We start from the raw sequence: 25,096 nt of genomic DNA on the forward strand, positions 1-25,096 counted from the left end.
GGCAGTCGTGCTGGCCGCCGCACAGCGACTGCGGCGCAGTAGCGACTTCGCCGCAGCGGTCCGGGGTGGCCGACGCGTCGGCCGTGGTGGCCTCGTGGTGCACCTGACCCTTCCCCCGACCACCGGGCCCGACGGGACCACTTTGCCGGAGCCGGCGCGGGACCTCGGTGTGGACACCTCCGCACCGAGCCGCGCCGGCTTCGTCGTGTCCAAGGCCGTTGGCAACGCGGTGGTCCGCAACACGGTCCGACGCCGGCTCCGCCATCTGGTCCGCGAGCGGCTCGACCAGCTCCCCGCCGGCAGCACCCTGGTGGTACGCGCGCTGCCCGCGGCCGCCGAGGCGTCGTACGCCCGGCTCGGCGCCGACCTGGACGCCGCGATCGCCGCAGCCCGGTCGCCACGGGGTCGGCGGTCCCGGTGAGCGGCGGAAACACCGCGCCGCGGCCCCCGTCAACCGGTGCCCGAGTGCTGTTGGCGCCCATCATCGCGTACCGTCGTTGGATAAGCCCGGCGCTGCCGGCCCGCTGCCGGTTCTACCCGTCGTGCAGCGCCTACGCCGTGGAGGCGGTCTCCCGGCACGGTGCTTTGCGGGGAGCCTGGCTGACGGTCCGGCGGCTGTCGCGCTGCCACCCCTTTCACCCGGGTGGACACGACCCGGTGCCGGAGCCGGGCGGTCGCCCCCGTGCCGATGTGACTGGAGCCTGAGAATTGAGTCTCGACTGGATCTACTTCGCGATCTCGTGGATCCTGCTGACCTGGCACTCGGCCTGGGACGCCATCGGGGTGTCGGTCGACGCGGTGCTCGGGACGAACTGGTCCTGGATCCTCGCCATCATCTTCCTGGTGGTGACGGTCCGGGTGATCCTCTTCCCGGTTTTCGTCAAGCAGATCAAGTCGCAGCGGGCGATGCAGGCGCTCCAGCCGAGGGTCAAGGAGCTCCAGGAGAAGCACAAGGGTGACCGGGAGACGCTCCAGAAGGAGATGATGGAGCTCTATCGGAAGGAAAAGGCCAACCCGTTGATGGGCTGCCTTCCGATGTTCCTCCAGATCCCGGTCTTCCTGGGCCTCTTCCACGTGCTGCGCCGGCTCGACCCGGCCAAGCAGAGCAAGTCCCTGTACGGCTGGACCGTCGACCAGTTCGACAGCGCGTCCAACGCCAAGCTCTTCACCGCCCCGATCGCCGGCAAGTTCGGCTCGACGGCCGACGAGCTGGCCCGCCTCGGCGCCAACGGCGGCACGGTCAAGCTGATCGCCGGGATCCTGGTCCTGATCATGATCGCCACCACCTACCTGACCAGCCGTCAGATGATCCTCAAGACCGGTTGGGCGGAGGACCCGCAGCAGCGGATGGTGCAGCGGCTGATGCTGTACGGCATCCCGGTGTCGCTGCTGGTCTCCGGCTCGATCTTCCCGATCGGCGTGATCATCTACTGGGTCACCAACAACCTCTTCACCCTCGGCCAGCAGCAGTGGGTGCTCCGCAAGTTCCCGCCGATGGTGACCGCCAAGCCGGGTGCCACCGCCGGCCGCCCCGCCCAGCCGGCCAAGACCGGCGGCCTGCTCGGTCGCAAGGCCGCCCCGGCCCCGGCCAAGCCGCAGGTGACCACCCCCAAGGTGGCGGGGCCGAAGCCCGGCGCCAAGCCGGTCAACCCGAAGAAGACGCGCCCCGCCAAGCGGCAGGGCTGAGCCCTCGGGCCGTCGTCGGTTTCCGGCGGCGGCCCGTTCCGGCCCCGTGCAGCCACCGTACGGTCGGCGCCGGGCCGGAACCGCCGCGCGCAGCGCGGTCACGGGCGAAACTGCCCGTACAGACGTGCCCGTGGGCACCGGCGAGACCTCCCGCCGGCCACGGGAGACCAGCGGACCCGACGGTCCGGCCGAGCGAGTACGGAGATGAGACCGTGACCGACACCAGCATCCCCAGTGCCGAGCAGTCCCTGGACGAGGAGACCGCGCCGGCCACCGTCGTCGAGGAAGCCGAGGAGACCGAGGGCGGGTTGGCCCGGGAGAAGAAGGCACCGGCCGAGAGCGAGCTGTTCCGGCAGAGCGAGATCGCCGCGGACTACGTCGAGGGACTGCTCGACATCCTCGACTATGACGGCGACATCGACGAGCTCGTCTCCGGCGGCCGTCCGGTTGTCGAGGTGGTAGGTGCAAGCCTGCAGAACCTGGTCGGCCAGCGCGGCGCCACCCTGGAGGCGCTCCAGGAGTTGGCTCGGCTGGCGGTCTTCCGGCAGACGGGCACCCCGAGCCGGCTGCTGCTCGACGTCGGCGGCTACCGGGCCAACCGGCGCAAGGAACTCGCCGCCGTGGCCAAGAACGCAGTGGAAAAGGTCAAGGAGTACGGCGAGCCGGTGCGCCTTGAGCCGATGTCCGCGTTCGAGCGCAAGTGCGTGCACGACGTGGTGAACGCGATGAGCGGCGTGGAGAGCGAGTCCGAGGGCGTCGAGCCGAGCCGGCGCATCATCGTCCGGCCGGCGGACTGACCTGGTGACCCACGACGAGACGACGGCTGGTGCCGTCTCCGGCCCGGGCGGTGCGCCGTCCGGGCCGTCCCCTGTCCGGCCTGAACCCACCGCCGAACCCGCCCCGCTCTTCTCCGACGGCATCGCCGACTCCGCGCAGTCGCCCGCTGGCGCGCCCCGGTCGGGTCCGCCGTCCGGTCCGGTAGACGAGCCGGTCACGAACGCGCCGGCGGGCTCGATCGAGCCGGCCTTCTCCGGTACGCCTGCTGGCACCGCCGATCCGGCGTTCACCGCCAAACCGGCCGGCTCGGTGGACCCGGCGTTCGTCGACGGCCCGGCCGGGTCGGTCGATCCGGCGTTCGTCGACGGCCCGGCCGAGCTCGACCCGGCGTTCGCTGCCGAACCGGCCGGCTCGGCGGATTCGACACTCGTCGACGGACCGGCCGGCTCCACCGCTCCGGGTTCCGCCGACGAGCCGTCAGCCGATCTCTACGCGGAGGCGGACGATCCTGCCGTCGAGGCGTCCGAGGAACTTCCGTCTCCCGCCGCGGTGACTCTTCCGCCCGAGCTGGCCCAGGCCGCTCGCACTCTCTTCGGTGACCGCCTCGACCTCGCCGCCGCGTACGCGGAACTGCTGGCGACGGACGGCGTGGTCCGCGGCCTGATCGGGCCGCGGGAGGCGCCCCGGATCTGGGAGCGGCACCTGCTCAACTGCGCGGCGGTGGCCGAGCGGATCCCCGAGGGCGCGACGGTGCTCGACGTCGGCTCCGGTGCCGGACTACCCGGTCTGGTGCTGGCCATCGCCCGACCCGACCTGACCGTCACCCTGATCGAGCCGCTCGCCCGGCGCACCTCCTTCCTCATCGAGGCGGTGCAGCACCTGGGCCTGACCAAGATGGTGCGGGTCTTCCGGGGTCGCGCGGACGAGGCGGCCGCCGGCTCGCGCGACGCCGCACCACTCAGCGGCGGCATCGTCACTGCGCGGGCGGTCGCCCCGCTGGACCGGCTCGCCGCCTGGTGCCTGCCGCTGGTCGTGCCCGGCGGTCGGCTGGTCGCCCTGAAGGGGGCCTCCGCCCCAGATGAGATCGCCGAACACGCCGAGGCGGTGATCCGCCTGGGTGGCGGACAGCCGGAGGTGCGTCGCTGTGGAGAGGGCGTGATCGAGCCACCCGCGACGGTGATCGAGGTGGTCCGGGAGCGGATCGTCGGTCCGGTGCGCAAGAAGGCCGCGGCGAAGCGGTCCCGGGGCGGCCGGCGCAGTGGCCGGGGTCGGGATCGCTGATTCCGCAAGGGCTTTCCGGTGGAGGGACCGGTCGTTGAAACGGTGCGAGATCACCGACCGGGCAGAACCCGACATGGACCCGCTGCGCCCGTCCGCCGTAGGCTGACCGCGCGTCGATAGTGTGGAACGGCGGTGCCGGACGGCACCGGACCCCGACCGTTCCCGCCGGGCCGTAGCCGTGCGCGGTGAGCGCGGGTGCGACCGATTGACGGGGTGCGGACCGACCATCCGGAGCGGGTAGGGATGACAGGTGCATGACGACGGCAGCTACGACGATCCACCAGTGACCGGGCCAGGAGGGCGATCCTCTGCCGCCGACCCCGTTTCACGTGAAACCGACCAGCAGGGGTGGTCGCGAGGCGCGGAGTTCCGCGACCCCGCGCCACGTCCGGCGGACCCGGACCCGGTGGTGCGGCACGACGTCCCCTCGGGCGGCGGGCTTCATCCGGTCTCGGGCGTGCCGGCCAACCTTCCACCCGGGGCAGGCGGGGCGCAGCCGATGTCGGGCGTACCGGCGAACCTGCCACCCCTGCGGGAGGCCCCGGAGTCGGCCGCCCGGCCGGCCAACGTGGCCGACCCCCGGCCGGTCCCGGTGCAGCGCAACGCCGCCCCACCCGCCCGCTTCGAGCCGCTGCCCGCCTCGGATGTGGCGCAGCAGTCCGCGCCGCAGGCGGTACCGGGCTCCGATGCGGTCGCGGCCGACACTCCACCGGTCGACGGCTACGAACTCGACGCCAACCCGAGCACGTACGTTTCACGTGAAACCCCGACGCGCGAAGAGGATGACCCACCGTTGGCTATGGAAGCGATGCGCGCCGTGCACATCCTGAATCCCAGTGGCGAGGTGACCATGCCTCGGCCGGAACGGACGCGGGTCATGTGCGTCGCGAACCAGAAGGGCGGCGTGGGCAAGACCACGACCACGGTGAACCTGGCGGTGGCTCTGGCCCTGCACGGCAACCGGGTGCTGGTGGTCGATCTGGACCCGCAGGGCAACGCCTCCACCGGGCTCAACGTCCCGCACCACACCGGCGTACCCGATGTCTACGACTGCCTAATCGACAGCGTGCCGCTCGAGGAGGTGGCCCAGGCGGTCGAGGGCATCCCGAACCTCTGGTGCGTACCGGCCACGATCGACCTCGCCGGTGCCGAGATCGAGCTGGTCTCCGTGGTCGCCCGGGAGTCCCGGCTGGCCCGGGCCATCGCCGCGTACCCCGGCCAGTTCGACTACGTCTTCATCGACTGCCCGCCCTCGCTCGGCCTCCTGACGGTCAACGCGCTGGTGGCCGCGCAGGAGGTGCTGATCCCGATCCAGTGCGAGTACTACGCGCTGGAGGGCCTCAACCAGCTCATCAACAACATCAACCTGGTTCGCCAGCACCTCAACCCGAAGCTCGAGGTCTCCACCATCCTGCTCACCATGTACGACCGGCGTACTCGGCTGGCGGATGCGGTCGAGCAGGACGTCCGGAACCACTTCGGCGACAAGGTGCTCGAGGCCGTGATCCCGCGGAACGTGCGGGTCTCCGAGGCGCCGAGTTACGGGCAGTCCGTGATGACCTACGATCCCGGTTCGCGGGGGGCGACGAGCTACTTCGAGGCCGCCCAGGAGATCGCGGACCGGGGCGCCAAGGAGCCGGTGAGCCGGAATGCGTAATGCGGAGAAGTCGCTGGGAGGCGTCGCATGAAGAACCGTCCTCGCGGCGGTCTGGGTCGAGGGCTCGGGGCACTGATCCCGACCGCACCGGTGGAGCCCGTCGCTCCGGCGACCGGTGAGGTGGAGGCCGTCGCCCCGGTGCCGAACGGGACCCCCGTGGCGGCCGTCCCGGCACCTGTAGCCCCGGTGGCGGAGTCGGGGCCGGAGCTGAGCCCGGTGCCGGGAGCCCGCTTCGCCGAGATCCCGGTCGACTCGATCGTGCCGAACCCGAAGCAGCCCCGGCAGGTCTTCGACGAGGAGGCGCTGGAGGAGTTGAAGACCTCGATCCAGGAGGTCGGCTTCCTCCAGCCCATCGTCGTACGCCAACTCGACGGCGAGAAGTACGAACTCGTCATGGGTGAGCGGCGCTGGCGGGCCGCGCAGGCGGTCGGCCGGGACAACATCCCCGCGATCGTCCGGGACACCAAGGACGACGCGATGCTCCGGGACGCGCTGCTGGAGAACATCCACCGCGCCAACCTGAACCCGCTGGAGGAGGCGGCCGCGTACCAGCAGCTGCTCGAGGAGTTCGGCGCGACCCACGAGGAGCTCGCCCGGCGCATCGGCCGCAGCCGCCCGCAGATCTCCAACACCATCCGGCTGATGAACCTCCCCGCCCCGGTGCAGCGACGGGTCGCCGCCGGCGTGCTCTCCGCCGGCCACGCCCGGGCGCTGCTCAGCCTCGACGATGCCGAGGCACAGGAACAGCTCGCGCTGCGGATCGTCGCCGAGGGAATCTCCGTACGCGCGACGGAGGAGCTGGTGGCGCTGGCGCTGGCCGACGGGCCGGCGAAGAGCCCGGCGGCCAAGCGGCGACCCAAGCCGCACGCCCCGGCGCTGACCGACCTGGCGGACCGACTCTCCGACCGCTTCGACACCCGGGTGAAGGTCGACATCGGCCGGAGCAAGGGGAAGATCACCATCGAGTTCGCCACGGTCGACGACCTGGAGCGGATCGTGGGCATCATCGGGGTCGGGCAGGAAGAGCAGCCCGAGGAGTAAGCACCTGCTCGTCGGCCCCGGCCGCGTGGTCCGCAACGGGACTGCGCGGCCGTTCCGTCTGCTGCCGGCCGGTGACGGGGCAGTGGGCTACCGGGGCGTGACGGCGTGCCAGGGTCTGAATGGCGGCCACACGGGCCCCAGAGGGCTGCAACGGCTGATCTGGTGTCCGTGTCCGGGGTGGCCGTCGCGATGGCCGTCTCGGGCGGCTGAGCGCCCTCTCCCGACCCGCGAGGTGGCGCCGCCGCTCTGGTCGGTGGGGAACGAGAGGGGTCGACTTGCCTGACCACCTCGATCAGTTTGCTGACGGAACCGCGAACGGTCGCCCCGGCCAGGGTGCGGGCGACCGGCTGCGCCTCGTGACGAACCACGCGATCCTGATGAGTCAGGACGGGCCCCTGGGCCTCCGGCTCCAGGCGAGGGCGGCGATGTGTTGTTTCACGTGAAACCAGGACCCCGGGGCGGGGTGCGCGTGGCAGGCCGGGTAGGCGGAGGCGACCAAGGGCCGGAGGCCCTCTGTCAACGCCCAGACTTCACCGCGCCGTTCCGTGTCCTGGTCTGAAGGTCGGGCATCGGTACGTCCGGGTAGGCCGACACCAAAGCCGTGATGGGCAAGGCTTGGGGGTACGGGCAGCCTGTTTCCGGTCGCCGTCAACCTTGTGCGAATAGCGCCGGGAAGCTCACCTCCCCTGCTCGTGATCCTCAGGGTGCCGGCGACTCAACGCTCAGGGCTCGCGACCTCAGCCATGGGCGGTGCCGTCGTGGTCGATCCGTTGGTGGTTGAAGTGTCGGTGGGGGCCGGACGAACGTGGCCGGACCTCGCCGTTGGTCGAGCCGTCGTTGGTCGGGCCGTCGCGGTGGAGCCGTCGCGGTGGAGCCGTCGTTGGTCGGGCCGTCCTGGCCGGAGCCGTCGCGGTCGAGCCGTTGTGGGTCGAGCCTCGAGGGTGAAGACCTGCCATAGCTCAAGCCGCTGTGGGCGGAACCATCGCAGGGAGGTTGTCGGTTCCGAGACCAATTCAGGCTCGGCACCTGCTCCGGCGGCACCTCAACCGGTGATGCCGTCGGGTCCGGACCGTAGGGGGCTGAGTGCTGGGTTGCCGACGCTCCCGCTCCGTCGAGGCTGAGCCAGTCAGTCCCAGCGCCGGCTGCTCGGGGGGCACCACGGCCAGCACCCCGGTCGGCTCCGGCGCGCGTCGAGGCTGAGCATCGGCTCCGGGCCGTCAATGCCCAGGCCGCCGAGGCAAGCCCACGTTCACGACTAGGCGCGAGCCGTAGCCACCCGGCAAAGGCCCGGCAGTTGGCACTGGGCGACACACCCCTGCGCGAGCGGGCACGGTCGGCAGCGCTCCTCAGCTCGGCCGACGGGAGGGGACCTCGCCCGCAGGGGTGTTTCACGTGAAACAAGCCGACGCACCGGGGTGAGCGACCGGCAGGTGCCACCGACTGGGGCCACCCGTGCTGGCGGGGTTGGCCCGGCAGGCGCTGAAGGTTGGCGCAGTCCGTCCCTCGACGGGCTCGCCGCACCTCCCGAATCCACCCGCGCTTCCCGACGTGGCTCCGCCGGACAGGCCCGGAGGAGGACTCGGCGAGCGACAAGGTCCAGCCGGATACTCCGGACCGGGTCGCCGCGCCGGATCACCGCCAGCGCCGGATCGCCGCCGTTCGCCACGCCGGCCTTTTCGCCTCGCGCTGCCCGCTCCAGCGAACGGCGTTCCTGCTTCGGGGCGTCCCGTGTGGGCGCGCCGGAGGCTCCGAAAGACCGCCCCTGAGGGCGGTGCCGATCGCCGGCTGGTTCGTTAGGAAGAGGGGGCTGAGCGGGTAGCCGCGACGGGACTGCGGATGCATCGCCGACGCGGTTTGGTTATCCACAGCGGTTTTCCACAGGCCACCCCCGTTTCACGTGAAACAGCGCTGAGAAACATGTGCTGACCTGTGGATGACGCGGTGTGCTGGTGATCTCAGCGGCCTGTGGACAACCTGGTGGACAAGCCCCCGGAAACTCGGAACTGGAGTCCGGGCAATCGACAGTGGGCGCTGCGTCGCACGGCGGTGATCAAGGAATCGGGTAGGGACAGGGGTCGTCGTCTCGGTTAGGGTCAGCGTCGTGCAGGACACCCCTCCCTCAGTTCCGGATTTCACCCAGTGGCCCTCCTTCCCCTTCGAGGGCGACATTCGTGTCAAGCAGCTCGACGACCCGGTCCCGGTCGAACCTCCCCGTCGCGGCGAGGAGAACCGGGAATGCACCGCCTGCAACGCACCCGACGAGGCCTACATCTGGGTGGGTGAGCGGTGGCGGGTACGCACGATGGACCGGCCCACCGGCCTGCCCATGGTGCTGATCCTGGAGTCCCGCTCCCATCTCGACCTCGGTGACCTGCCCAACCTGCTCGCCGCCGAGTTGGGCGTCATGACGGTACGACTGGAACGCGCCATCCGGTCCCTCGACGGCGTCGCCCGGGTCCATGTCAACCGCTGGGGCGACGGCTCGGCGCACCTGCACATGTGGTTCCTCGCTCGGCCGTACGGGCGGCTCCAGCTACGCGGCACGTTTCTCTCGCTCTGGGATTCGATCCTGCCCCCCATCTCCGAGGCGCAGTGGCGGGAGAACCTGGCCATGGTCGCCGCCTGGCTAGCCGAGTTCGGCGGGCGACCGCTGGCGGAGCCGCCGCGTATCCAGTGGCATGCGCCGTCGCGCTTCTCCACCTCCCCGCCCGACCAGGCGGAGACCGCCGACGAGGAGGCCGTCTCCGTGATCGAGGCCGCCGAGGAGATTCCGGAGCCGTCGGGCGAGTCCGTGGACGCGGAGGACGCGACCCCGGCGGACGTGGTCCCGGACGGCAACACCCCGGCCGCGGACGCCGACCGGCAGACCGGTTGGCGCGGGTAGCGAGGCTGGCGCGTCAGGCGCGGGACGAAGTGGGGCCGTCGGTCAGCGGCGGGCGGCGGCCCGGACCACCAGCGTCCCGAGCACCCGGCCGAAGTCGAGTCCGGCCGCCTGGATGGCCAACGGCAACAGCGACGTCTCGGTCATCCCGGGGGAGACGTTGACCTCCAACACGTGCGGCTGCCCGGCGGCGTCGACGATCAGGTCGACCCGGGAGAGGTCACGCAGGCCGAGCGCGGTGTGCGCGGCGAGGGCCACCTCGGCCACCCGCTCGCTCACCTCGGGGTCGAGCCGGGCAGGGGCGTGCCAGGTGGTCCGGCCGGCGGTGTAGCGGGCGGCGTAGTCGTAGACGCCGTTGCGGGGCACGATCTCCACCGGGGGCAGCGCCTGTGGGCCCGCGCCGAGGTCGAGTACCGACACCGCCACATCCATGCCGGGCACGTAGCGCTCCACCAGCGCCGTCTGGTCGTACGCGAAGCAGCCGACCATCGCGGCCGGGAGCGACCCGGCGTCCCGGACCACCGCGGCGCCCAGTCCGGAGCCGCCCTGCGCCGGCTTGACCATCAGCGGCAGGCCGAGCCGGTCGACGATCCGGTCCAGCACGGCCACCGCGCCCAACTCGGAGAAGCGGTCGTGCGGCAGGGCCACCCAGTCCGGGGTGGGGATGCCGGCCTCGCGGAGCACCGCCTTCGCGGACGGCTTGTCCCAGGCGAGCCGGGACGCACGGGCATCGCAGCCGACGTACGGGACGTCACAGAGGTCGAGCACGCCGCGCAGCGAGCCGTCCTCGCCGGTGGCGCCGTGCAGGGCGATCACCACCGCGTCCGGCGGGTCAGCGGCCAGCGCAGGCAGCAGGGCGATGTCGGCGTCCCGCAGTTCGGCCTCCACGCCCACGGCACGCAGCGCATCGAGCACCCGCCGCCCGGACCGGAGCGAGACGTCGCGCTCGTAGGAGAGCCCACCGGCGAGCACCAGCACGTGCAGCTCGGCGGTGACGGCGGGATCGGTCACGAGGTTCCCGGCAGCGGAGGTGACAGCCATGCCGGAATCATGCCAAGTCGGGACCGGGCGCGTCCGAGCCGCCCTGCCGGCGGCGCACCCCGGCACCGCCGACCGTGCCGAAGACCCGGCGCATGGCGATGTCCTGCTCCATCACGCCGGCCAGCCGGCGGACGCCCTCCCGGATCCGCTCCGGCGGCGGGAAGGAGAAGTTGAGCCGCATGTTGCCGCCGCCGGCGTCGCCGGCGTAGAAGCCGGTACCGGGCACGTACGCCACCCGGGCGGCGATCGCCCGCGGCATCATCGCCTTCGAGTCCAGGCCGTCGGGCAGCGTCGCCCAGACGAAGAGGCCGCCGCCGGGGGTGGTCCAGGTGGTGCCCGCCGGCATCAGGTCCGCCAGCGCGTCCAGCATCGCGTCGCGGCGCTCCCGGTAGACCTCCCGGTACACCTTCAGCTGCTGCCGCCACGGCATGGTGCCGAGGTAGGTGGAGACCGCGGCCTGGGCGTACCCGCTGGGGCAGAGGATCTGCGCCTCACTGGCGATCACCAGCTTGTCGCGGACGGCGTGCGGGGCCAGGATCCAGCCGACCCGCAGGCCGGGGGCGAAGGTCTTGGAGAAGGTGCTCAGGTAGAAGACCCCGTCGCGGCGGCGGGCCCGCAGCGGCGCGGGCGCCTCCCCCTCAAAACCGAGCTGGCCGTACGGGTCGTCCTCGACCACGAGCAGGCCCGCCCGTTCGCAGATGTCGAGCACCCGCTCCCGCCGCTCCTCGGTCAGCGTCACGCCGGTCGGGTTCTGGTAGGTCGGGATGGTGTAGAGGAACTTCACCCGCCGCCCGGCGCGGGCCAGGTCGGCGATGGCCGCCTCCAACGCCTCCGGGATCAGCCCGTCGTCATCCATCGGCACGTGCGCGACCTGGGCCTGGGCGGCCTGGAACACCCCGAGCGCCCCGACGTAGGTCGGTCCCTCGGCGAGCACCACGTCACCCGGGTCCAGGAAGAGCCGGGCCACCAGGTCCAGCGCCTGCTGGCCGCCGACGGTCACCACCACGTCCTCCGGCGACGCGCCGCAGGCGGCGTCGATCCCGGAGAGGGCCATCACCTCGCAGATCCGCTCGCGCAGCTCCAGCGTGCCCTGGCCGATGCCGTACTGGAGGGTGGTGGCGCCGTGCTCGGAGCCGAGCCGGCCGAGCATCTCGCCGACCGCGTCGAGCGGCAGCGCGGCGATGTACGGGGCCCCACCGGCGAGCGAGACGACCTCCGGACGGCTGGCCACCGCGAAGAGCGCTCGGATCTCCGAGGCGGTCATCCCGCGGACCCGCCGGGCGTACCGGTCGGTGTAGTCGTCGAGCGTCGTGCCGGTCATGACATCACCTCGGTCGGGTGTCGGCGGGGCTGCCGCCCGGTGTGGTACCCGCGATGCCGGCGACCATGGCGGCGCGCGGCCGGTTGCTCGATCGTAGTCCCCGCGGACCAGCATCGGGATGCTGAGATGAGGTCCGTCCACATCCCGGACCGGGCCGTCACCGGCTCGGGTGGGCGTTCGCGCGTCCCCTCCCGTACGGTCGGGTGGGGGCGTACGATCGCTCGTCGGGGGCAGGAAAGCGGCGGCGTGAGCACCGCGGTGGTTTCACCTGGCGAGCCTATGGGTGGGGATGCGCTGATGTCGCGACGTCTGGTCAGTCTGACCCTCGACACCTTGGAAGACCTGCCTCGCCCGTGCCGGCAGTGCGTCTACTGGGAGCTGGATCCGGTCTCCGCGGACCGCGCCTGCGCGGCTGGCGACCCGGGGCTGGAGAAGGAGGCCTGGGTCTCCCAGACCCTGCTGGAGTGGGGTTCCTGCGGCAAGCTGGTGTACGTCGACGGGATGCCCGCCGGCTTCGTCATGTACGCCCCGCCGGCGTACGTCCCGCGCTCGATGGCCTTTCCCACCTCGCCGGTGTCCGCGGACGCCGCGCTGCTGATGACCGCGAACGTGGTGCCCCCCTTCGCGGGCGGCGGACTGGGCCGGATGCTCGTCCAGGGCGTCGCCCGGGACCTGACCAAGCGTGGCATCAAGGCCATCGAGGCGTTCGGCGACGCCAAGTTCGGCGACGGCGACGATGCGACCCGGGCCTGCGTCGCGCCGGCCGACTTCTTCCTGTCGGTGGGCTTCAAGACGGTCCGCCCGCACCCGCGTTACCCGCGCCTGCGGCTGGAACTGCGCACCGCGCTGAGCTGGAAGTCCGACGTCGAGTACGCGCTGGAGAAGCTGCTCGGTTCGATGAGCCCGGAGACGCTGCTCCGGCCCGTCCGTCCGGCCCCGGTGACCCGCTCCACCACCGGCTGACGCTCAGTCCACCACCGTGCCGGCGGCCACCACCGCACGCAGTTCGCTGACGTCGATCGAGCCGGTCGGCACGTCCCGCTCGATCGGGAAGTACATCCGCTGCACCGCGGCGACGATCGCCTCGACCACCCGGTCCCGGAACCGGGGGTCGACCAGCCGGCCCCGGTCCTCCGGTGAGGTCAGGTAGCCGACCTCCACCCGGACCGCTGGCATCCTGGTCAACCGCAGCAGGTCCCACGCCTTGGCGTGGGTGCGGCAGTCGCGCAGCCCGGTCCGGACCACGATCTCCCGCTGCACCAGGCCGGCCAGCCGCTCGCCGGTGGCCGAGGTGACCCCGTTGTTGGTGCCGTAGTGGTAGGTCGCCACCCCGTTCGCGGCCGGGTTGGCGTGCCCGTCGGTGTGCAGCGAGATGAAGACGTCGGCGCCGAGCGAGTTGGCCAGCTGCGCCCGGTCGGCGTCGGGCAGGCAGGTCTCCGGGGCCGGGCCGCGGGTGAGCTGCACCCGTACGCCGGCTGCGGCGAGCCGGCCCTCCAGCCGGCTGGCCAGGTCGTGCACGATGTCCGCCTCGGTCCAGCGCAGCGGACCGTCCGGCACCACCACCCCGGGGTCGGTGCCGCCGTGCCCGGGGTCGATCACCACCGTCCGCCCGACCAGCGTCGGTCCGGCCTGCCGGATGGCGTCGGACTCGCGCAGCCACTGCGGCCGCCCGCCGACCACCTTCCGGCCCAGGCGGCGCAGCGTACCCATGGTGTGCGGGCCGCAGGCGCCGTCCGGCTTCAGCCCCATCTCCCGCTGGAACTGGGCGACCGCCCGGGAGGTGCGGATCCCGTAGATGGCGTCGGCGCGGCCCACGTCGTACCCCATCTCCAGCAGGCGTTCCTGGAGCGACCGGACGTCCTCGCCGGTCAGCGGCTCGGGTACGGCGTGGTAGAGCGTGCGGGCACCGAGCCGCCAGCGGGCGGCGTCCAGCGCCTGCCAGGTCTCCGAGCCGACCCGGCCGTCGACGCTCAGCCCGCGGGACTGCTGGAACGCGCGAACGGCCCGTTCGGTCTCCGCGTCGAACTCGTCGCCGTGACCGTCGGAGGGGAGGAGGTCGAGACCGGTGAGGACGGTGCGAATCTCCGTCACCGCGGCTCCCCGGTCACCGGGTCGGATCGGACGCACGCACGACCCCCTCTGCACGGATGCTGGCTGGCCGGGCCCCGCGGTCCCTCGAAGAGGCGAGACTCCGACGGCGGGCTTCCCCGCTGCGGATGCCTACGGAGCGTACCGTGAGCGGTCACTGCCCGGCCCGGGTTCGCGCAGGTCAACGGGTCCACGGCGGGCGGGACGGGGAAAAGAGGAACCCCGCGCCCGAAGATCGGGCGCGGGGTTCCGCGGGTCGGCGTCGGGTCTACAGCGCCGACTCGATGAGCTTTACCAACTCGCCCTTCGGCTTGGCGCCGGCGATGGACTGCACCGGCTCGCCGTTCTTGAAGACGGTAAGGGTCGGCACGGACATCACCCGGTACGCCCGGGCGGTCTCGGGGTTCTCGTCGATGTTGAGCTTGACGATGGTGACCTGGTCACCCATCTCGCCCGCGATCTCTTCCAGCAGCGGTGACACCTTGCGGCACGGTCCGCACCACTCCGCCCAGAAGTCCACCAGAACCGGCTTGTCGGACTTCAGCACGTCGCTCGCGAAGCTCGCGTCCGTGACCGCCTTGGTTGCTCCCACTATGAACCCCTCCTCCGGGTACTGCTTTACGAAGATGTTTCAGCCTTGCAGGGTGGCGATGAAGCGCTCGGCGTCCAGGGCCGCGGCGCAACCCGTACCGGCCGCCGTGATCGCCTGCCGGTAGGTGTGGTCGACCAGGTCGCCGGCCGCGAAGACACCCGGGATGCTGGTCCGGGTGCTCGGCGCCTGCACCTTCACGTACCCCTCGTCGTCGAGTTCGACCTGGCCGCGGAAGAGTTCACTGCGCGGGTCGTGACCGATGGCCACGAAGACACCGGTGACGTCGAGCACCTTGATCTCGCCGGTGTGCACGTTGCGCACCCGGACCCCGCTGACCTTGCCGTCGGCGCCGAGGATCTCCTCGACAGTGGAGTTCCACTCGACCTTGATCTTGTCGTTGCCGAGCGCCCGGCCGGCCATGATCTTGCTGGCCCGGAAGGAGTCGCGGCGGTGGATGATGGTGACGGAGTCGGCGAACCGGGTCAGGAAGCTGGCCTCCTCCATCGCCGAGTCGCCACCGCCGACGACGACGATGTGCTGGTTGCGGAAGAAGAAGCCGTCACAGGTGGCGCAGGACGACACGCCGTGGCCGAGGTACTCCTGCTCGCCCGGCACACCCAGCGGGCGCCAGGCGGAGCCGGTGGAGAGGATCACGGCCTTCGCCCGGTACGCGGTCTCGCCCACCCAGACGGTGTTGGTGGCGCCCGAGCCGGTGTCGCCGGTGTCCGTCAGCTCGACCCGGGTGACGTCGTCGGTCAGGAACTCCGCGCCGAACCGCTCGGCCTGCTTGCGCATGTTGTCCATCAGCTCGGGACCGAGGATGCCGTCCGCGAAACCGGGGAAGTTCTCCACCTCGGTGGTCGTCATCAACGCGCCGCCGGACTGCGTGCCCTCGATGATGAGCGGCTTGAGGTTGGCGCGCGCGGCATAGACCGCCGCGGTGTAACCGGCCGGCCCGGAGCCGATGATGATCAGGTTGCGGACCTCGTCCACTGCCGTCTCCCGATGTGTGTGTTCGTCATCCGTTCCGGCTGACTGCTGCCGGGCCGATGCCGATCCGAGTGCCGACGGCTGAGCGGCGTCGGCGCCTGACTTGCAGAACGTCATCGTACGAAGCGGAGATTCCCGAGCCGGTCATCCGGTGGGTCACGTCACGCAAAGCGGCAGCCGCCGATGACCGCGATCTCACCCTACCCGCGTTCGGAACCGGGTGTCCGCGCCGGACCCAGGCACCCCGCACTCCGGTCCGCTCACCCACGCCCAGCGTGCGCCAGCCCCGTCGACGAGGGTGACGACCAGGGCCGGCCGCCCCTGGAACGACGCGTAGTCGACCACCTCAACGGTCGCCGCCCCGGTCGCGTGTTCCGCGGTGATCGCGGCGAGGCAGTTCCGCAGCGCGTCCGGACCGGTGAGCCGGTCCAGCCCGCCGGCGAAGGGCGCCCGGTGGTCATCCGGTGCCACCTCGGCGGTCCCCCGGGCGCTGGTGGCCGCCGCCAGGGGGGTCTTCGACCCGTTCGCCCCGGACAGCTGCTCAGGGGTGTAGTCGATACCGCTGCGCTGCGCCGGGCCGGTCGTCCGGAACGGCTCGGCTGCCAGCGGATTCGGCGCGCCGGCGTTGTCGCCCGCAGCGCGGTCGGCCGTCACCGCCGTGTCGCCGGCGGAGGTCAGCTGGCCGAGGCCCAGCCCGACGGCGCCCACCGAGGCCGCCGCCAGGGCCACCGGTCCGGCGATCCGGGCCCAGCGCCGCGCCCGGCGGCCGGGCCCGGTGCCGCGCGCGGGGACGTCGGCGGGTCGGCTCCCCCCGCCGGTACGTCGCTGGCCGGTCGGCTGCACCGGTACGGTGCCCGCTCCGCCGGACGGTCGCCCGGGCGCACCGAGCCTCCCGGCGCCCACCGGCCGGCCGCGGTCGTCGACCGACCCCGCGTCGAGCGGGTCCGTGGCCGCGTCGGCGGCGGCCACGTCGACATCGGCCGGCGCCGGGGCCGGGCCGGCACCGGCGAGCGCCGCGGCGAGCCGCTCCGCGATGGCCAGGGGCATCTCGGGTGTGGCGGCGGCCCAACCGGCCAGATCGGCCCGGACCAGCTCCACCGCCGGCGCCAGCGCGGCGTACGCGCCGGCCCACGCCCGGTCCTCCTCGATCAGGCGGGCGACCCTGACCCGCTCCGGGGTGCCGTCCAGCGCCCCACCGACGTAGTCGGCGAGCAGGTCGTGGTCGACCTCGCTGAACTTCCCGGGAGTCACAGTTCCTCCTCGTTGGCCACCCGCCGGGACCACCCCGGCGCCGATTCGACGCCTTCCGGCGGTCGCGGGTTCCCGGCAGTGACGCGCGGCATGTCGGCGGCGCCGCGAACGTCCGGACGGGGCGCCACCGACGGACCGTCGACCCCGGTCCGCAGGTGGCCCAGCAGGGTGGCCAGCCGGGCCCGGCCCCGGGCACAGCGACTCTTGACCGTCCCCTCCGCGACACCGAGGATGCGGGCCACCTCGGCCACCGGGTAGCCCTGCACGTCGACCAGGATCAGCGCGGCGCGCTGCTCAACCGGCAGCTCCGCCAGAGCCTGCCGGACCACCAGGGCGGTGTCGTGGTCGCGCACCGGGGCGGCCGGCTCCACCCCGCCGGTGTGCCGGCCGGGCTCGCCGTCGGTGTGCACGCCGTCCGGCAGCGGGACCGTGGCGTGTGCCTGCCGGCGGCGGATCCGGTCCAGACAGGCGTTCACCACGATCCGGTGCAGCCAGGTGGTGACCGCGGATTCACCCCGGAAGCGGGCCGCCCCACGGTGCGCGGAGAGCAACGCGTCCTGCAGGGCGTCGGCGGCCTCCTCGCGGTCGCCCAGGGTACGCAGCGCCACCGCCCAGAGGCGGTCCCGGTGGCGGTGGAACAACGTGGTGAAGGCGTCCCGGTCGCCGGCCACGTGCGCCCGGAGCAGTTCGACGTCGGTCGTCCCGGTGTCCGGTCCCGCGTGGGTCGGCACGGCCACCGGCGGACCGCTCGCCGGCGTACCGACCCCTCCCTCGCCCCGGGCGTCCATCACCACGTCCGGTCGGAGTGGTGCCCGGACAGCGGCGGCTGGTTCACGACCCCTGGACGGTGATCTCCTGGACGCCGATCTTGTAGCCCCGGTCGTTCGAGGGCAGCTCGGTGAGCCAGAAGAGCAGGTAGCGGTACTTCTTGTCCGGGTCGAAGCCGTTGCTGAAGATCAGCGTGCTGCCCTCGGCCTGCGCGAAGCCCTCGCCGATCCGGTTCTTCGTGGTCACGTAATCGGTGTAGAGCTTCTTGTCGCCCGACGAGCTGGAGCCCGGATCGGTGGTGCCGGTGTAGAGCTGCGCGGTGGCCCCGTTGGCGGAGAGAACCGCCTTCACCGACTTCACGGTGTGCTCGGAGCCGAGATCGATCCAGACGCCCATGCCGCGCTTGAAGTTGCCGAACTTCGGCGCGGTGTAGGTGTCGGTCGCCCAGCCCTCGTCCTCGCTGCCGTCGATCACCTTCTCGGCGTCGTCCAGCTCGTCGCGGGTACGGCTGTCCGGGTCGATGATCCGGATGTCCTCCACGGCCAGCTTGTGCGTGGTGGCCGGCTGGGTGGGCTGGTCGGCGGGGGCGCCGCTGGTCGGCCGGGCCACCGGCTCGGTCTTCTGGTCCTTGTCGTCACCCAGGGCGCTGATCCCGATGAGCAGGCCGACCAGGGCCACCGCGAGCAGCCCGGCGATGCCCAGGGCCACCTTGCGGCCACCGGCGGCGGCCAGCGGCGACGGCTCCTCCTCCGGGTCCGCGGTGAAGCGCAGCGGGCCGGCCTGGTCCAGGAAGTGCTCGTCGGCCGGGATGTCCAGCCGGCCCAGCTCGGCGGCGAGCACGTCCGAGGAGGGCGGGGCGATCTCCGGGTCGAGCAGGTCCATCGTCAGGTCGTCGAGGTACGCCGGCACACCGGCCCGGACCTGCCGGGGAGCGGCGATCGTGCCGCCGGCGTCGCGTACGGCGTCCGGGATGGCGGCCCGGCCGTGTCCGGCGGTGGCGCCGTGCAGCGGCGCCTCCCCGTGCGGCCAGTGCCCGGTCAGGGCGAAGTAGAGCACTCCGCCGACCGCGCGGATGTCGTTCTCCTGGCTGTCCGCGCCGTCGGTCCGGGCGTCGGCGAGCACCACCCGGCCCTCGTCGCTGATCATGACCGTGCCGGGGTGGACGTTGCCGTGCACCATGCCGGTGGCGTGCACCGCGGCGAGCGCGCTGGCGACGGCGTTGCCGATGGCGGTCGCCCGGGCCGGGTCCAGCGGACCGTCGACGGTGACCAGCTCGCGTAGGGACTGGCCGTCCACCCATTCGCGGACCACGTACGCCCGGTCGGCCTCGTCGATCGCGTCGTAGACGCCGACCAGGTTGGGGTGGATGACACGGCTGGCCGCGACGGCGGCCTGGAGCATCTCGGTGGCGGAGTCGCCACCCGGGTAGCGGAGGACCACCGCGACGGGACGGCGCAGCACGACGTCGACCCCACGCCAGACCAGCCGGCCCGCACTGTCGTTGTTGATGTGCTCGACCAGCTCGTACCGCTCGGCAAGGATCTCACCGGCCGTGGGAGCACCGAAGGTCATGACCGGCGGAGCACTCTCCTCCGCCTCCTGACCCTCGCCGACCTGGGTCACCCGTCCTCCCTCGGTGATCGTGTCGATCGATGGACCCGTGCTACTGGGCATGTGGCTTCCCGCTCTGCCTTCGAAGGAACCGGCAGACCGGCGTCGACGCCCGCGTCGGCACCTGCCGTACCCGTCGAGTGCGACCTTACCCGGGATGCCCGGTTCCCCGACATGTCATCTTCCCGCCGCGACCGGTGGGGCGCCAGCGACGGGCCGTCCGATCCGATCATGACCGTTGTCAGCCACACTGCTGGTACACGCACCAGCCAATCTAGAGGTTGCCGGCAAGTAGTCGGCGCAGGGGCACACCCGGAGTGGCCGCCCTCGTGCTGCCTCACCGAATTCCCCCCGATCGGCCCAGCACCCTCACCCGTACGGTTGGTTGTCCACAGGCCGGGAGGGTGGCTGAGCGGGGAAACGCGGAGTTATCCACAGCCGCATCCCCAGGCTGGTGATCCTCGTTCACGGTCGGTGGCCGACGGACCCGACGGCGTGCCGGGCCCGGTCAGCGGCCGAGCCGGCGGCGGACCATCCCGACCACCTCGGTGATCTCGCTGATCCGCAGCACCAGGGCCAGCCCGAGGTACGTACCGCCGATCACCACCCCACCGATCACCAGCTGCCCGGCCGCCGCCAGCCAGCTGAGGTTGCCGGGGTCCCCGGGAAGCAGCCGCACCACGAGCAGGCCCACCAGCGCGGCGCCCAGCGCGGCGACGACCACCCGACCCAGGGTGCGCATGATGCCGCCGAGCCCGATCCGACCCACCCGGGGCCGCAGCAGCAGCGCGGAGATCACCGCGGCGGCCAGGTACGAGACGGCGTTGCCGAGCATCATGCCGGCCGCCGCGAAGGTGGCGGAGAAGACCAGGAAGAGCCCGATCTGGAGGAGCACCCGCAGCGCCACCACCGGGATGTTGATCAGCGCCGGGGTGCGCGTGTCCGGCAGCGCGTAGAAGGCGAAGGTGAAGAGCTGACTGATCGCGAACGGGACCAGGCCGAGCGCCGCGACCAGCAGCACGGTCGACGTGGCCACCGCGTTCTCGCCGGTGAACGCGCCGTACCGGAAGATCACGACGGAGATCGGGCCGGCCAGCACCGCGTAGCAGACCGCGATCGGGGCGAGTACCGCGGTGACCATCCGGGTGCCCCGGGACAGGTCGGCGGTCACGTCGCGGAACCGGCCCTCGGCGGCGGCGGCGCTCATCCGGGGCATCAGCGCGGTGATGATCGAGACGGCGATGATGCCGTGCGCCATCATCAGCAGCAGGAAGACGTTGTTGTAGATCAGGATGCCGGCGTTGTCCTTCCCGGCCGCCCGGGTGAGCAGGTTGACCACCACGAAGAGGCCGAGCTGGTTGACCGCGACGTAGCAGAACATCCAGGCGCCGAGCTTGGCCAGGTCGCGCAGCCCCAGCTCGCGGAAGTCGAAGCGCCACTTCCACCGGAAGCCCACCTTGCGCAGTGCCGGCAGCAGGCCGGCGGCCTGGACCGCGACACCGAGCAGGGTGCCGCCGCCGAGCAGCAGGATGCGGCCCCAGCCCATTTCGGCCGGCTGGAGGCTCCGCGCGCCGAAGATCACGATGTACAACCCGAAGGTGGCGATGACCACGAGGTTGTTCAGGATCGGCGCCCACATCGGGGCGGCGAAGTGCCCGCGGGTGTTGAGCACCGCGGCGATCAGCGCGCTGACGCCGGTGAAGAAGAGCATCGGCAGCATCAGGTAGGACAGGTCGTTGACCAGTCCCGTGTAGTCGCTGCCCTTGCCGCTGGCGTACAACGCGGTCAGGACCGGCGCCAGCACCACCGCGATCAGCGCTGCGGCGGCCAGCGCGAGCACCGCCAGGGTGAGCAGCCGCTGGGAGTACGCCTCACCCTTGTCCGGGTCGGCCTTGCGGCGGCGGACCAGCACCGGGATCAGGACGCTGGTGAGCACGCCACCGAGCAGAAACTCGTACACCTGGTTCGGCAGGAACTGGGCCGTCGTGTAGGCGTTGCCGATCAGGTTGCCCAGCGCCGCGCCGACCATCAGGTTGCGGATGAAGCCCGTACCCCGGCTGACCAGGCTGCCCACCGCCATCACCGCGCTGTTCGCGGCGGCGCTGGCCTCGCCGACCTGCTCCGGCGGCGGCGCGGTGGCCTCCACCGCGGGCTGGTTGAGCGGCTCGGCCGAGATGAAGGTCGCCTCGTCGGTGGGCGGGATGGCGCCGTCCGGCGTGGCGTTCGCGCTGCGGTAGAGCCCGCCGCTCATCTCCAGCCTCCCAGGGGGTACGTCGGGGCGGGCACCCGTCCCGACGGTCAGAACCTTAGTCAACCGGTACCTCTTACCCGCGCCCGGCGGCGGAGTTCCCGGACAAGCCCGATAGGCTGGCGATCCCATGTCCGAAGCCTCCGCATCCCACGCCACCGACCGCCGCGAGCTCACCGCCGCGCAGCGCAGCGCCGTCGCCGAGCTGCTCCGTGTCTCCCCGGTCGCCGACGAGCTCGGCCGCCGGTTCGCCACCGCGGGTCACGAACTGCACCTGGTGGGTGGCTCGGTTCGGGACGCCCTGCTCGGCCGGCTCGGTGACGACCTGGACTTCTGCACGGACGCGCACCCCGAGCAGACGCTGCGGATCATCAAGGGCTGGGCCGAGTCGATCTGGGAGACCGGCCGGGAGTTCGGCACCATCGGCTGCCAGCGCGACGGGCTCCGGCTGGAGATCACCACCTTCCGCGCGGAGGCGTACGACCAGGTCAGTCGTAACCCGATCGTCGAGTATGGGACCAGCCTGGAAGACGACCTGAAGCGCCGCGACTTCACCATCAACGCGATGGCGGTGAGCCTCCCCGAACACCGGTTCACCGACCCGCACGGCGGCCTGGCGGACCTGGCTGCCAAGGTCATCCGTACCCCCGGCACGCCCCAGGAGTCGTTCGGCGACGACCCGCTGCGCATGCTGCGGGCGGCACGGTTCGCCGCCCAGCTCCGCTTCGCCGTGCATCCGGACGCGCACGAGGCGATGGTCCGGATGGCCGCCGACCTGGACCGGATCACCGCCGAGCGGATCCGGGACGAGTTCACCAAGCTGCTCTGCGGCGCGGACCCGATCACCGGGCTGCGGCTGCTGGTCGACACCGGCCTGGCCGAGCGGTTCCTTCCCGAGCTGACCGGGCTCAAGCTGGAGATCGACGAGCACGCCCAGCACAAGGACGTCTACGAGCACACCCTCACCGTGGTCGAGAACGCCATGTCGATGGAGTCCGACGGCTGCGACTTCGTGCTCCGGATGGCCGCGCTGATGCACGACGTGGGCAAGCCGGCCACCAAGGCGGTCGGACCGGACGGGCGGGTCAGCTTCCACCACCACGAGGTGGTCGGCGCCCGGCTAACCAAGGCCCGGATGAAGGCCATGCGGTACCCGAAGGACGTCACCTCGAAGGTGGTCGCCCTGGTCGCGCTGCACCTGCGCTTCTACGGGTACGGCCGGGGCGAGTGGACCGACTCGGCGGTGCGCCGGTACGTCGCGGACGCCGGCGACCTGCTGTCCCGGCTGCACAAGCTGACCCGGTCGGACTGCACCACCCGCAACCGGCGTAAGGCGGCGGCGCTGGCCGCCGACTACGACGCGCTGGAGGAGCGGATCGCCCGGATCGCGGCCGAGGAGGACCTCGCCCGGGTCCGCCCCGACCTGGACGGCAACGCGATCATGGAGCTGCTCGGCGTACCGCCGGGGCCGGTCGTGGGCCGGGCCTGGCAGTACCTGAAGGAGCTGCGGCTGGAGCGCGGTCCGCTGGACCACGACGAGGCCGAGGCGGAGCTGCTGCGCTGGGCGCGGGAACAGGGCATCGTCGACTGACCCCGGTCGCGCGCCCCCGTCGCTACGACGAGACGCCGACGTATCGACCGAACGGATGACGCGGTCGATGGTGATCTCCCCGCATCATGGTGCGACGGTCGTCAGTCTCCCGGTGATCTCCGTGCTGAGGCTGCGCCGATCGCTCTGTCCGCCCGTCCGATTCGGACGGTCGCTGGAAACGGGGAGACCTCTCAGTGACACATCTCGGCATATTCCGCCGTTCGGTGGTGGCGGGAATGGCCATCGCCTCCGCGACATCCGTCCTCGGCGTCGCCACCGGCGGCACCGCGCTGGGTGACCCGGCCGGTCCCTCGCGGGGGCAGGTGCGGGGCGCGGAGAGCACCGACGCCGTGCCCGACCGGTACATCGTGGTCCTGGCCGACCGCAAGGCCAGCCCCAGCAAGGTCCGCGCCACCGCGTCGGCGCTCGCCGGCGAGACGGGCGGCACGGTCCGCCGCATCTTCACCAGCGCCCTGCACGGCTACTCGGCCACCATGACCAAGCGGCAGGCGGAGCGGCTGGCGGCTGACCCCGCCGTCGCCTACGTGCAGCAGGTCCAGCGCTACTCGGCCACCGACACCCAGACCAGCCCGCCGTCCTGGGGGCTGGACCGGATCGACCAGGCGGCCGCGAAGACCAACGGCTCCTACACGTACCCGACCACGGCGGCGGACGTCACCGCGTACATCGTGGACACCGGCATCGACATCAACCACCAGGACTTCGGTGGGCGGGCCAGCTACGGCTACGACGCCGTGGAGCACGACAGCGTGGCCCAGGACTGCGACGGGCACGGCACGCACGTCGCCGGCACGGTCGGCGGCACCCGGTACGGCGTCGCCAAGAACGTCAAGCTCGTCGCGGTGCGGGTGCTCGACTGCGCGGGTGGCGGCACCAGCGAGCAGGTCATCGCCGGCATCGACTGGGTCACCGCGAACGCGGTCAAGCCGGCGGTGGCGAACATGAGCCTCGGCGTCAACAGCATCGACCCGGCCGTCGACGACGCGGTCGCCCGGTCCATCGCTTCCGGCATCACGTACGCGGTCGCCGCCGGCAACGCCAGCTCGGAAGCGTGCGAGGCGACGCCGGCCCGGGTGCCCGCGGCCATCACGGTCGGGGCGACCGACCGGCTGGACTTCCGGGCCTGGTTCTCGAACCACGGTCCGTGCGTGGACACCTTCGCCCCGGGCGTGAGCATCGTGTCCGCGGCGATGGGCACCACCAGCGGTTCGGTCGCCATGAACGGGACCTCGATGGCCTCGCCGCACGTCGCGGGGGCCGCGGCGCTGCTGCTCCAGGCCCACCCCGAGTGGACTCCGCAGCAGGTCCGGGACGGCATCGTCACCTCCGGCATCGCCGGCGCGGTGCACGACGAGTGGGGTTCGACCGACCGCATCCTGCACGTCGGGGCGGCGCAGCCGGCGCGCAGCTCGTACGGGTTGAAGGCCCGGGTCAACGGTCGGTACGTGACCGCGGAGAGTGGCGGCACCAAGCCGCTGATCGCCCGGGGCACCACCCTCGGTGCGTGGGAGAAGTACGACGTCGTTGACGCGGGCAGCGGTCTGGTCGGGCTGCGGGCCAAGGTCAACGGCAAGTTCGTGACCGCGGAGAGCGCCGGCGCCAAGCCGCTGATCGCCCGGTCCGCGTCGATCGGCGCCTGGGAGAAGTTCCAGATCATCGACAACGTCGACGGCAGCGCCAGCCTGAAGGCGGCCATCAACGGTCGGTACGTCACCGCGCCGAGCACCACGCTGCCGCTGATCGCCAGCAGCACGACCATCGGGACCGCCGAGAAGTTCGACTTCGACGCGCCGCCGCCGGTGGTCAGCATCACCTCCCGGGCCAACGGCCGGTTCGTGACCGCGGAGAGCGCGGGAACCCTGCCGCTGATCGCCCGGTCCACCTCGGTGGGGGCCTGGGAGAAGTTCGAGATCGTCCAGGGCCGCACCACCGGCTACTTCGCGCTGCGGGCGCTGGTCAACGGCAAGTACGTGACCGCGGAGAGCACCGGCACCAAGCCGCTGATCGCACGCTCCAGCACCATCGGCATCTGGGAGAAGTTCGATGTCTGGGACTACAACGCGGACGGCTCGATCTTCATCCAGGCGTACGTGGACGGTGAGGTGGTGACCGCGGGCAGCACCGGCAGCAGCCAGCTGATCTCGAGCCGGCTCGTCGACTGGAACAAGCCGGACTACGGGTTCGGCCCCGGTGAGAAGTTCACCATCAACATCCTGTGACCAAGTGACGTCAAGGTGCCCGCCGAGGTCGA

The 25,096-nt window shown here is 71.9% G+C and carries 20 protein-coding genes; 11 read left to right on the forward strand and 9 right to left on the reverse strand.

Annotation, left to right across the window (positions count from 1 at the left end):
* Window positions 1-7: 7 nt before the first annotated feature.
* The 8 genes from rnpA (at window position 8) to I8N68_RS19645 (ending at window position 9,326) form a co-directional block, all read left to right on the forward strand.
* Window positions 8-421 (forward strand): ribonuclease P protein component, encoded by a 414-nt coding sequence (gene rnpA / locus I8N68_RS19610; RefSeq protein WP_200212054.1) that lies wholly within the window; start codon window positions 8-10, stop codon window positions 419-421.
* 44 nt (window positions 422-465) lie between these two features.
* A complete protein-coding gene (gene yidD / locus I8N68_RS19615) occupies window positions 466-705 on the forward strand; it encodes a membrane protein insertion efficiency factor YidD (RefSeq protein ID WP_307812886.1) in 240 nt (79 codons plus the stop codon).
* 3 nt (window positions 706-708) lie between these two features.
* A complete protein-coding gene (gene yidC / locus I8N68_RS19620) occupies window positions 709-1,686 on the forward strand; it encodes a membrane protein insertase YidC (RefSeq protein ID WP_200212058.1) in 978 nt (325 codons plus the stop codon).
* Window positions 1,687-1,898: 212 nt separating this feature from the next.
* Window positions 1,899-2,483, forward strand: coding sequence for a Jag family protein (locus I8N68_RS19625; protein ID WP_200212060.1), 585 nt, complete (start codon window positions 1,899-1,901; stop codon window positions 2,481-2,483).
* A gap of 529 nt (window positions 2,484-3,012) precedes the next feature.
* A complete protein-coding gene (gene rsmG, locus I8N68_RS19630; protein ID WP_307812896.1) occupies window positions 3,013-3,744 on the forward strand; it encodes a 16S rRNA (guanine(527)-N(7))-methyltransferase RsmG in 732 nt (243 codons plus the stop codon).
* A 250-nt stretch (window positions 3,745-3,994) separates the two neighbouring features.
* Complete coding sequence (locus I8N68_RS33965) at window positions 3,995-5,401, forward strand: ParA family protein (protein WP_307812887.1); 1,407 nt, start codon at window positions 3,995-3,997, stop codon at window positions 5,399-5,401.
* A 27-nt stretch (window positions 5,402-5,428) separates the two neighbouring features.
* A complete protein-coding gene (locus I8N68_RS19640; RefSeq protein ID WP_200212069.1) occupies window positions 5,429-6,442 on the forward strand; it encodes a ParB/RepB/Spo0J family partition protein in 1,014 nt (337 codons plus the stop codon).
* A 2,101-nt stretch (window positions 6,443-8,543) separates the two neighbouring features.
* A complete protein-coding gene (locus tag I8N68_RS19645) occupies window positions 8,544-9,326 on the forward strand; it encodes a hypothetical protein (RefSeq protein WP_372433769.1) in 783 nt (260 codons plus the stop codon).
* 42 nt (window positions 9,327-9,368) lie between these two features.
* Here I8N68_RS19645 and I8N68_RS19650 read toward each other — a convergent pair whose 3' ends face one another.
* Both I8N68_RS19650 and I8N68_RS19655 read right to left on the reverse strand, forming a co-directional pair.
* Window positions 9,369-10,364, reverse strand: coding sequence for a D-alanine--D-alanine ligase family protein (locus tag I8N68_RS19650; RefSeq protein ID WP_200212078.1), 996 nt, complete (start codon window positions 10,362-10,364; stop codon window positions 9,369-9,371).
* 7 nt (window positions 10,365-10,371) lie between these two features.
* On the reverse strand, window positions 10,372-11,685 hold the full coding sequence (locus I8N68_RS19655; protein WP_200212080.1) for an aminotransferase-like domain-containing protein: 1,314 nt from the start codon (window positions 11,683-11,685) through the stop codon (window positions 10,372-10,374).
* A 297-nt stretch (window positions 11,686-11,982) separates the two neighbouring features.
* Here I8N68_RS19655 and I8N68_RS19660 point away from each other — a divergent pair, with 297 nt between their 5' ends.
* On the forward strand, window positions 11,983-12,648 hold the full coding sequence (locus tag I8N68_RS19660; RefSeq protein ID WP_200212084.1) for a GNAT family N-acetyltransferase: 666 nt from the start codon (window positions 11,983-11,985) through the stop codon (window positions 12,646-12,648).
* 3 nt (window positions 12,649-12,651) lie between these two features.
* Here I8N68_RS19660 and I8N68_RS19665 read toward each other — a convergent pair whose 3' ends face one another.
* From I8N68_RS19665 to murJ, 7 genes are all read right to left on the reverse strand, one after another.
* The gene (locus tag I8N68_RS19665) at window positions 12,652-13,812 is read right to left on the reverse strand and encodes an N-acetylmuramoyl-L-alanine amidase (protein WP_200212092.1); all 1,161 of its coding nucleotides are present in this window, start codon (window positions 13,810-13,812) and stop codon (window positions 12,652-12,654) included.
* Between the two features lie 229 nt (window positions 13,813-14,041).
* Complete coding sequence (trxA, locus tag I8N68_RS19670) at window positions 14,042-14,365, reverse strand: thioredoxin (protein WP_091199733.1); 324 nt, start codon at window positions 14,363-14,365, stop codon at window positions 14,042-14,044.
* A gap of 39 nt (window positions 14,366-14,404) precedes the next feature.
* On the reverse strand, window positions 14,405-15,358 hold the full coding sequence (gene trxB / locus I8N68_RS19675) for a thioredoxin-disulfide reductase (RefSeq protein WP_200212095.1): 954 nt from the start codon (window positions 15,356-15,358) through the stop codon (window positions 14,405-14,407).
* 192 nt (window positions 15,359-15,550) lie between these two features.
* Window positions 15,551-16,606: an RsmA family anti-sigma factor gene (locus I8N68_RS19680; protein WP_200212097.1), complete on the reverse strand. Its 1,056-nt coding sequence runs from the start codon at window positions 16,604-16,606 to the stop codon at window positions 15,551-15,553.
* Entirely contained in the window at window positions 16,603-17,394 is a 792-nt protein-coding gene (gene sigM, locus I8N68_RS19685) for an RNA polymerase sigma factor SigM (protein WP_200212105.1), read from the reverse strand. The genes I8N68_RS19680 and sigM overlap by 4 nt, the downstream gene beginning before the upstream one ends.
* A 43-nt stretch (window positions 17,395-17,437) precedes the next feature.
* Window positions 17,438-19,048, reverse strand: a complete 1,611-nt coding sequence (locus I8N68_RS19690) for a protein kinase family protein (RefSeq protein WP_200212107.1) — start codon at window positions 19,046-19,048, stop codon at window positions 17,438-17,440.
* A 445-nt stretch (window positions 19,049-19,493) separates the two neighbouring features.
* The gene (murJ, locus tag I8N68_RS19695) at window positions 19,494-21,236 is read right to left on the reverse strand and encodes a murein biosynthesis integral membrane protein MurJ (RefSeq protein ID WP_200212109.1); all 1,743 of its coding nucleotides are present in this window, start codon (window positions 21,234-21,236) and stop codon (window positions 19,494-19,496) included.
* 127 nt (window positions 21,237-21,363) lie between these two features.
* Here murJ and I8N68_RS19700 point away from each other — a divergent pair, with 127 nt between their 5' ends.
* Both I8N68_RS19700 and I8N68_RS19705 read left to right on the forward strand, forming a co-directional pair.
* The gene (locus I8N68_RS19700) at window positions 21,364-22,824 is read left to right on the forward strand and encodes a CCA tRNA nucleotidyltransferase (protein WP_200212111.1); all 1,461 of its coding nucleotides are present in this window, start codon (window positions 21,364-21,366) and stop codon (window positions 22,822-22,824) included.
* A 236-nt stretch (window positions 22,825-23,060) separates the two neighbouring features.
* On the forward strand, window positions 23,061-25,064 hold the full coding sequence (locus tag I8N68_RS19705; RefSeq protein ID WP_200212112.1) for a S8 family serine peptidase: 2,004 nt from the start codon (window positions 23,061-23,063) through the stop codon (window positions 25,062-25,064).
* The last annotated feature ends 32 nt before the right edge of the window (window positions 25,065-25,096 follow it).

The organism is Micromonospora coerulea (assembly GCF_016598485.1).
Classification (GTDB): Bacteria; Actinomycetota; Actinomycetes; order Mycobacteriales; family Micromonosporaceae; genus Micromonospora; species Micromonospora coerulea.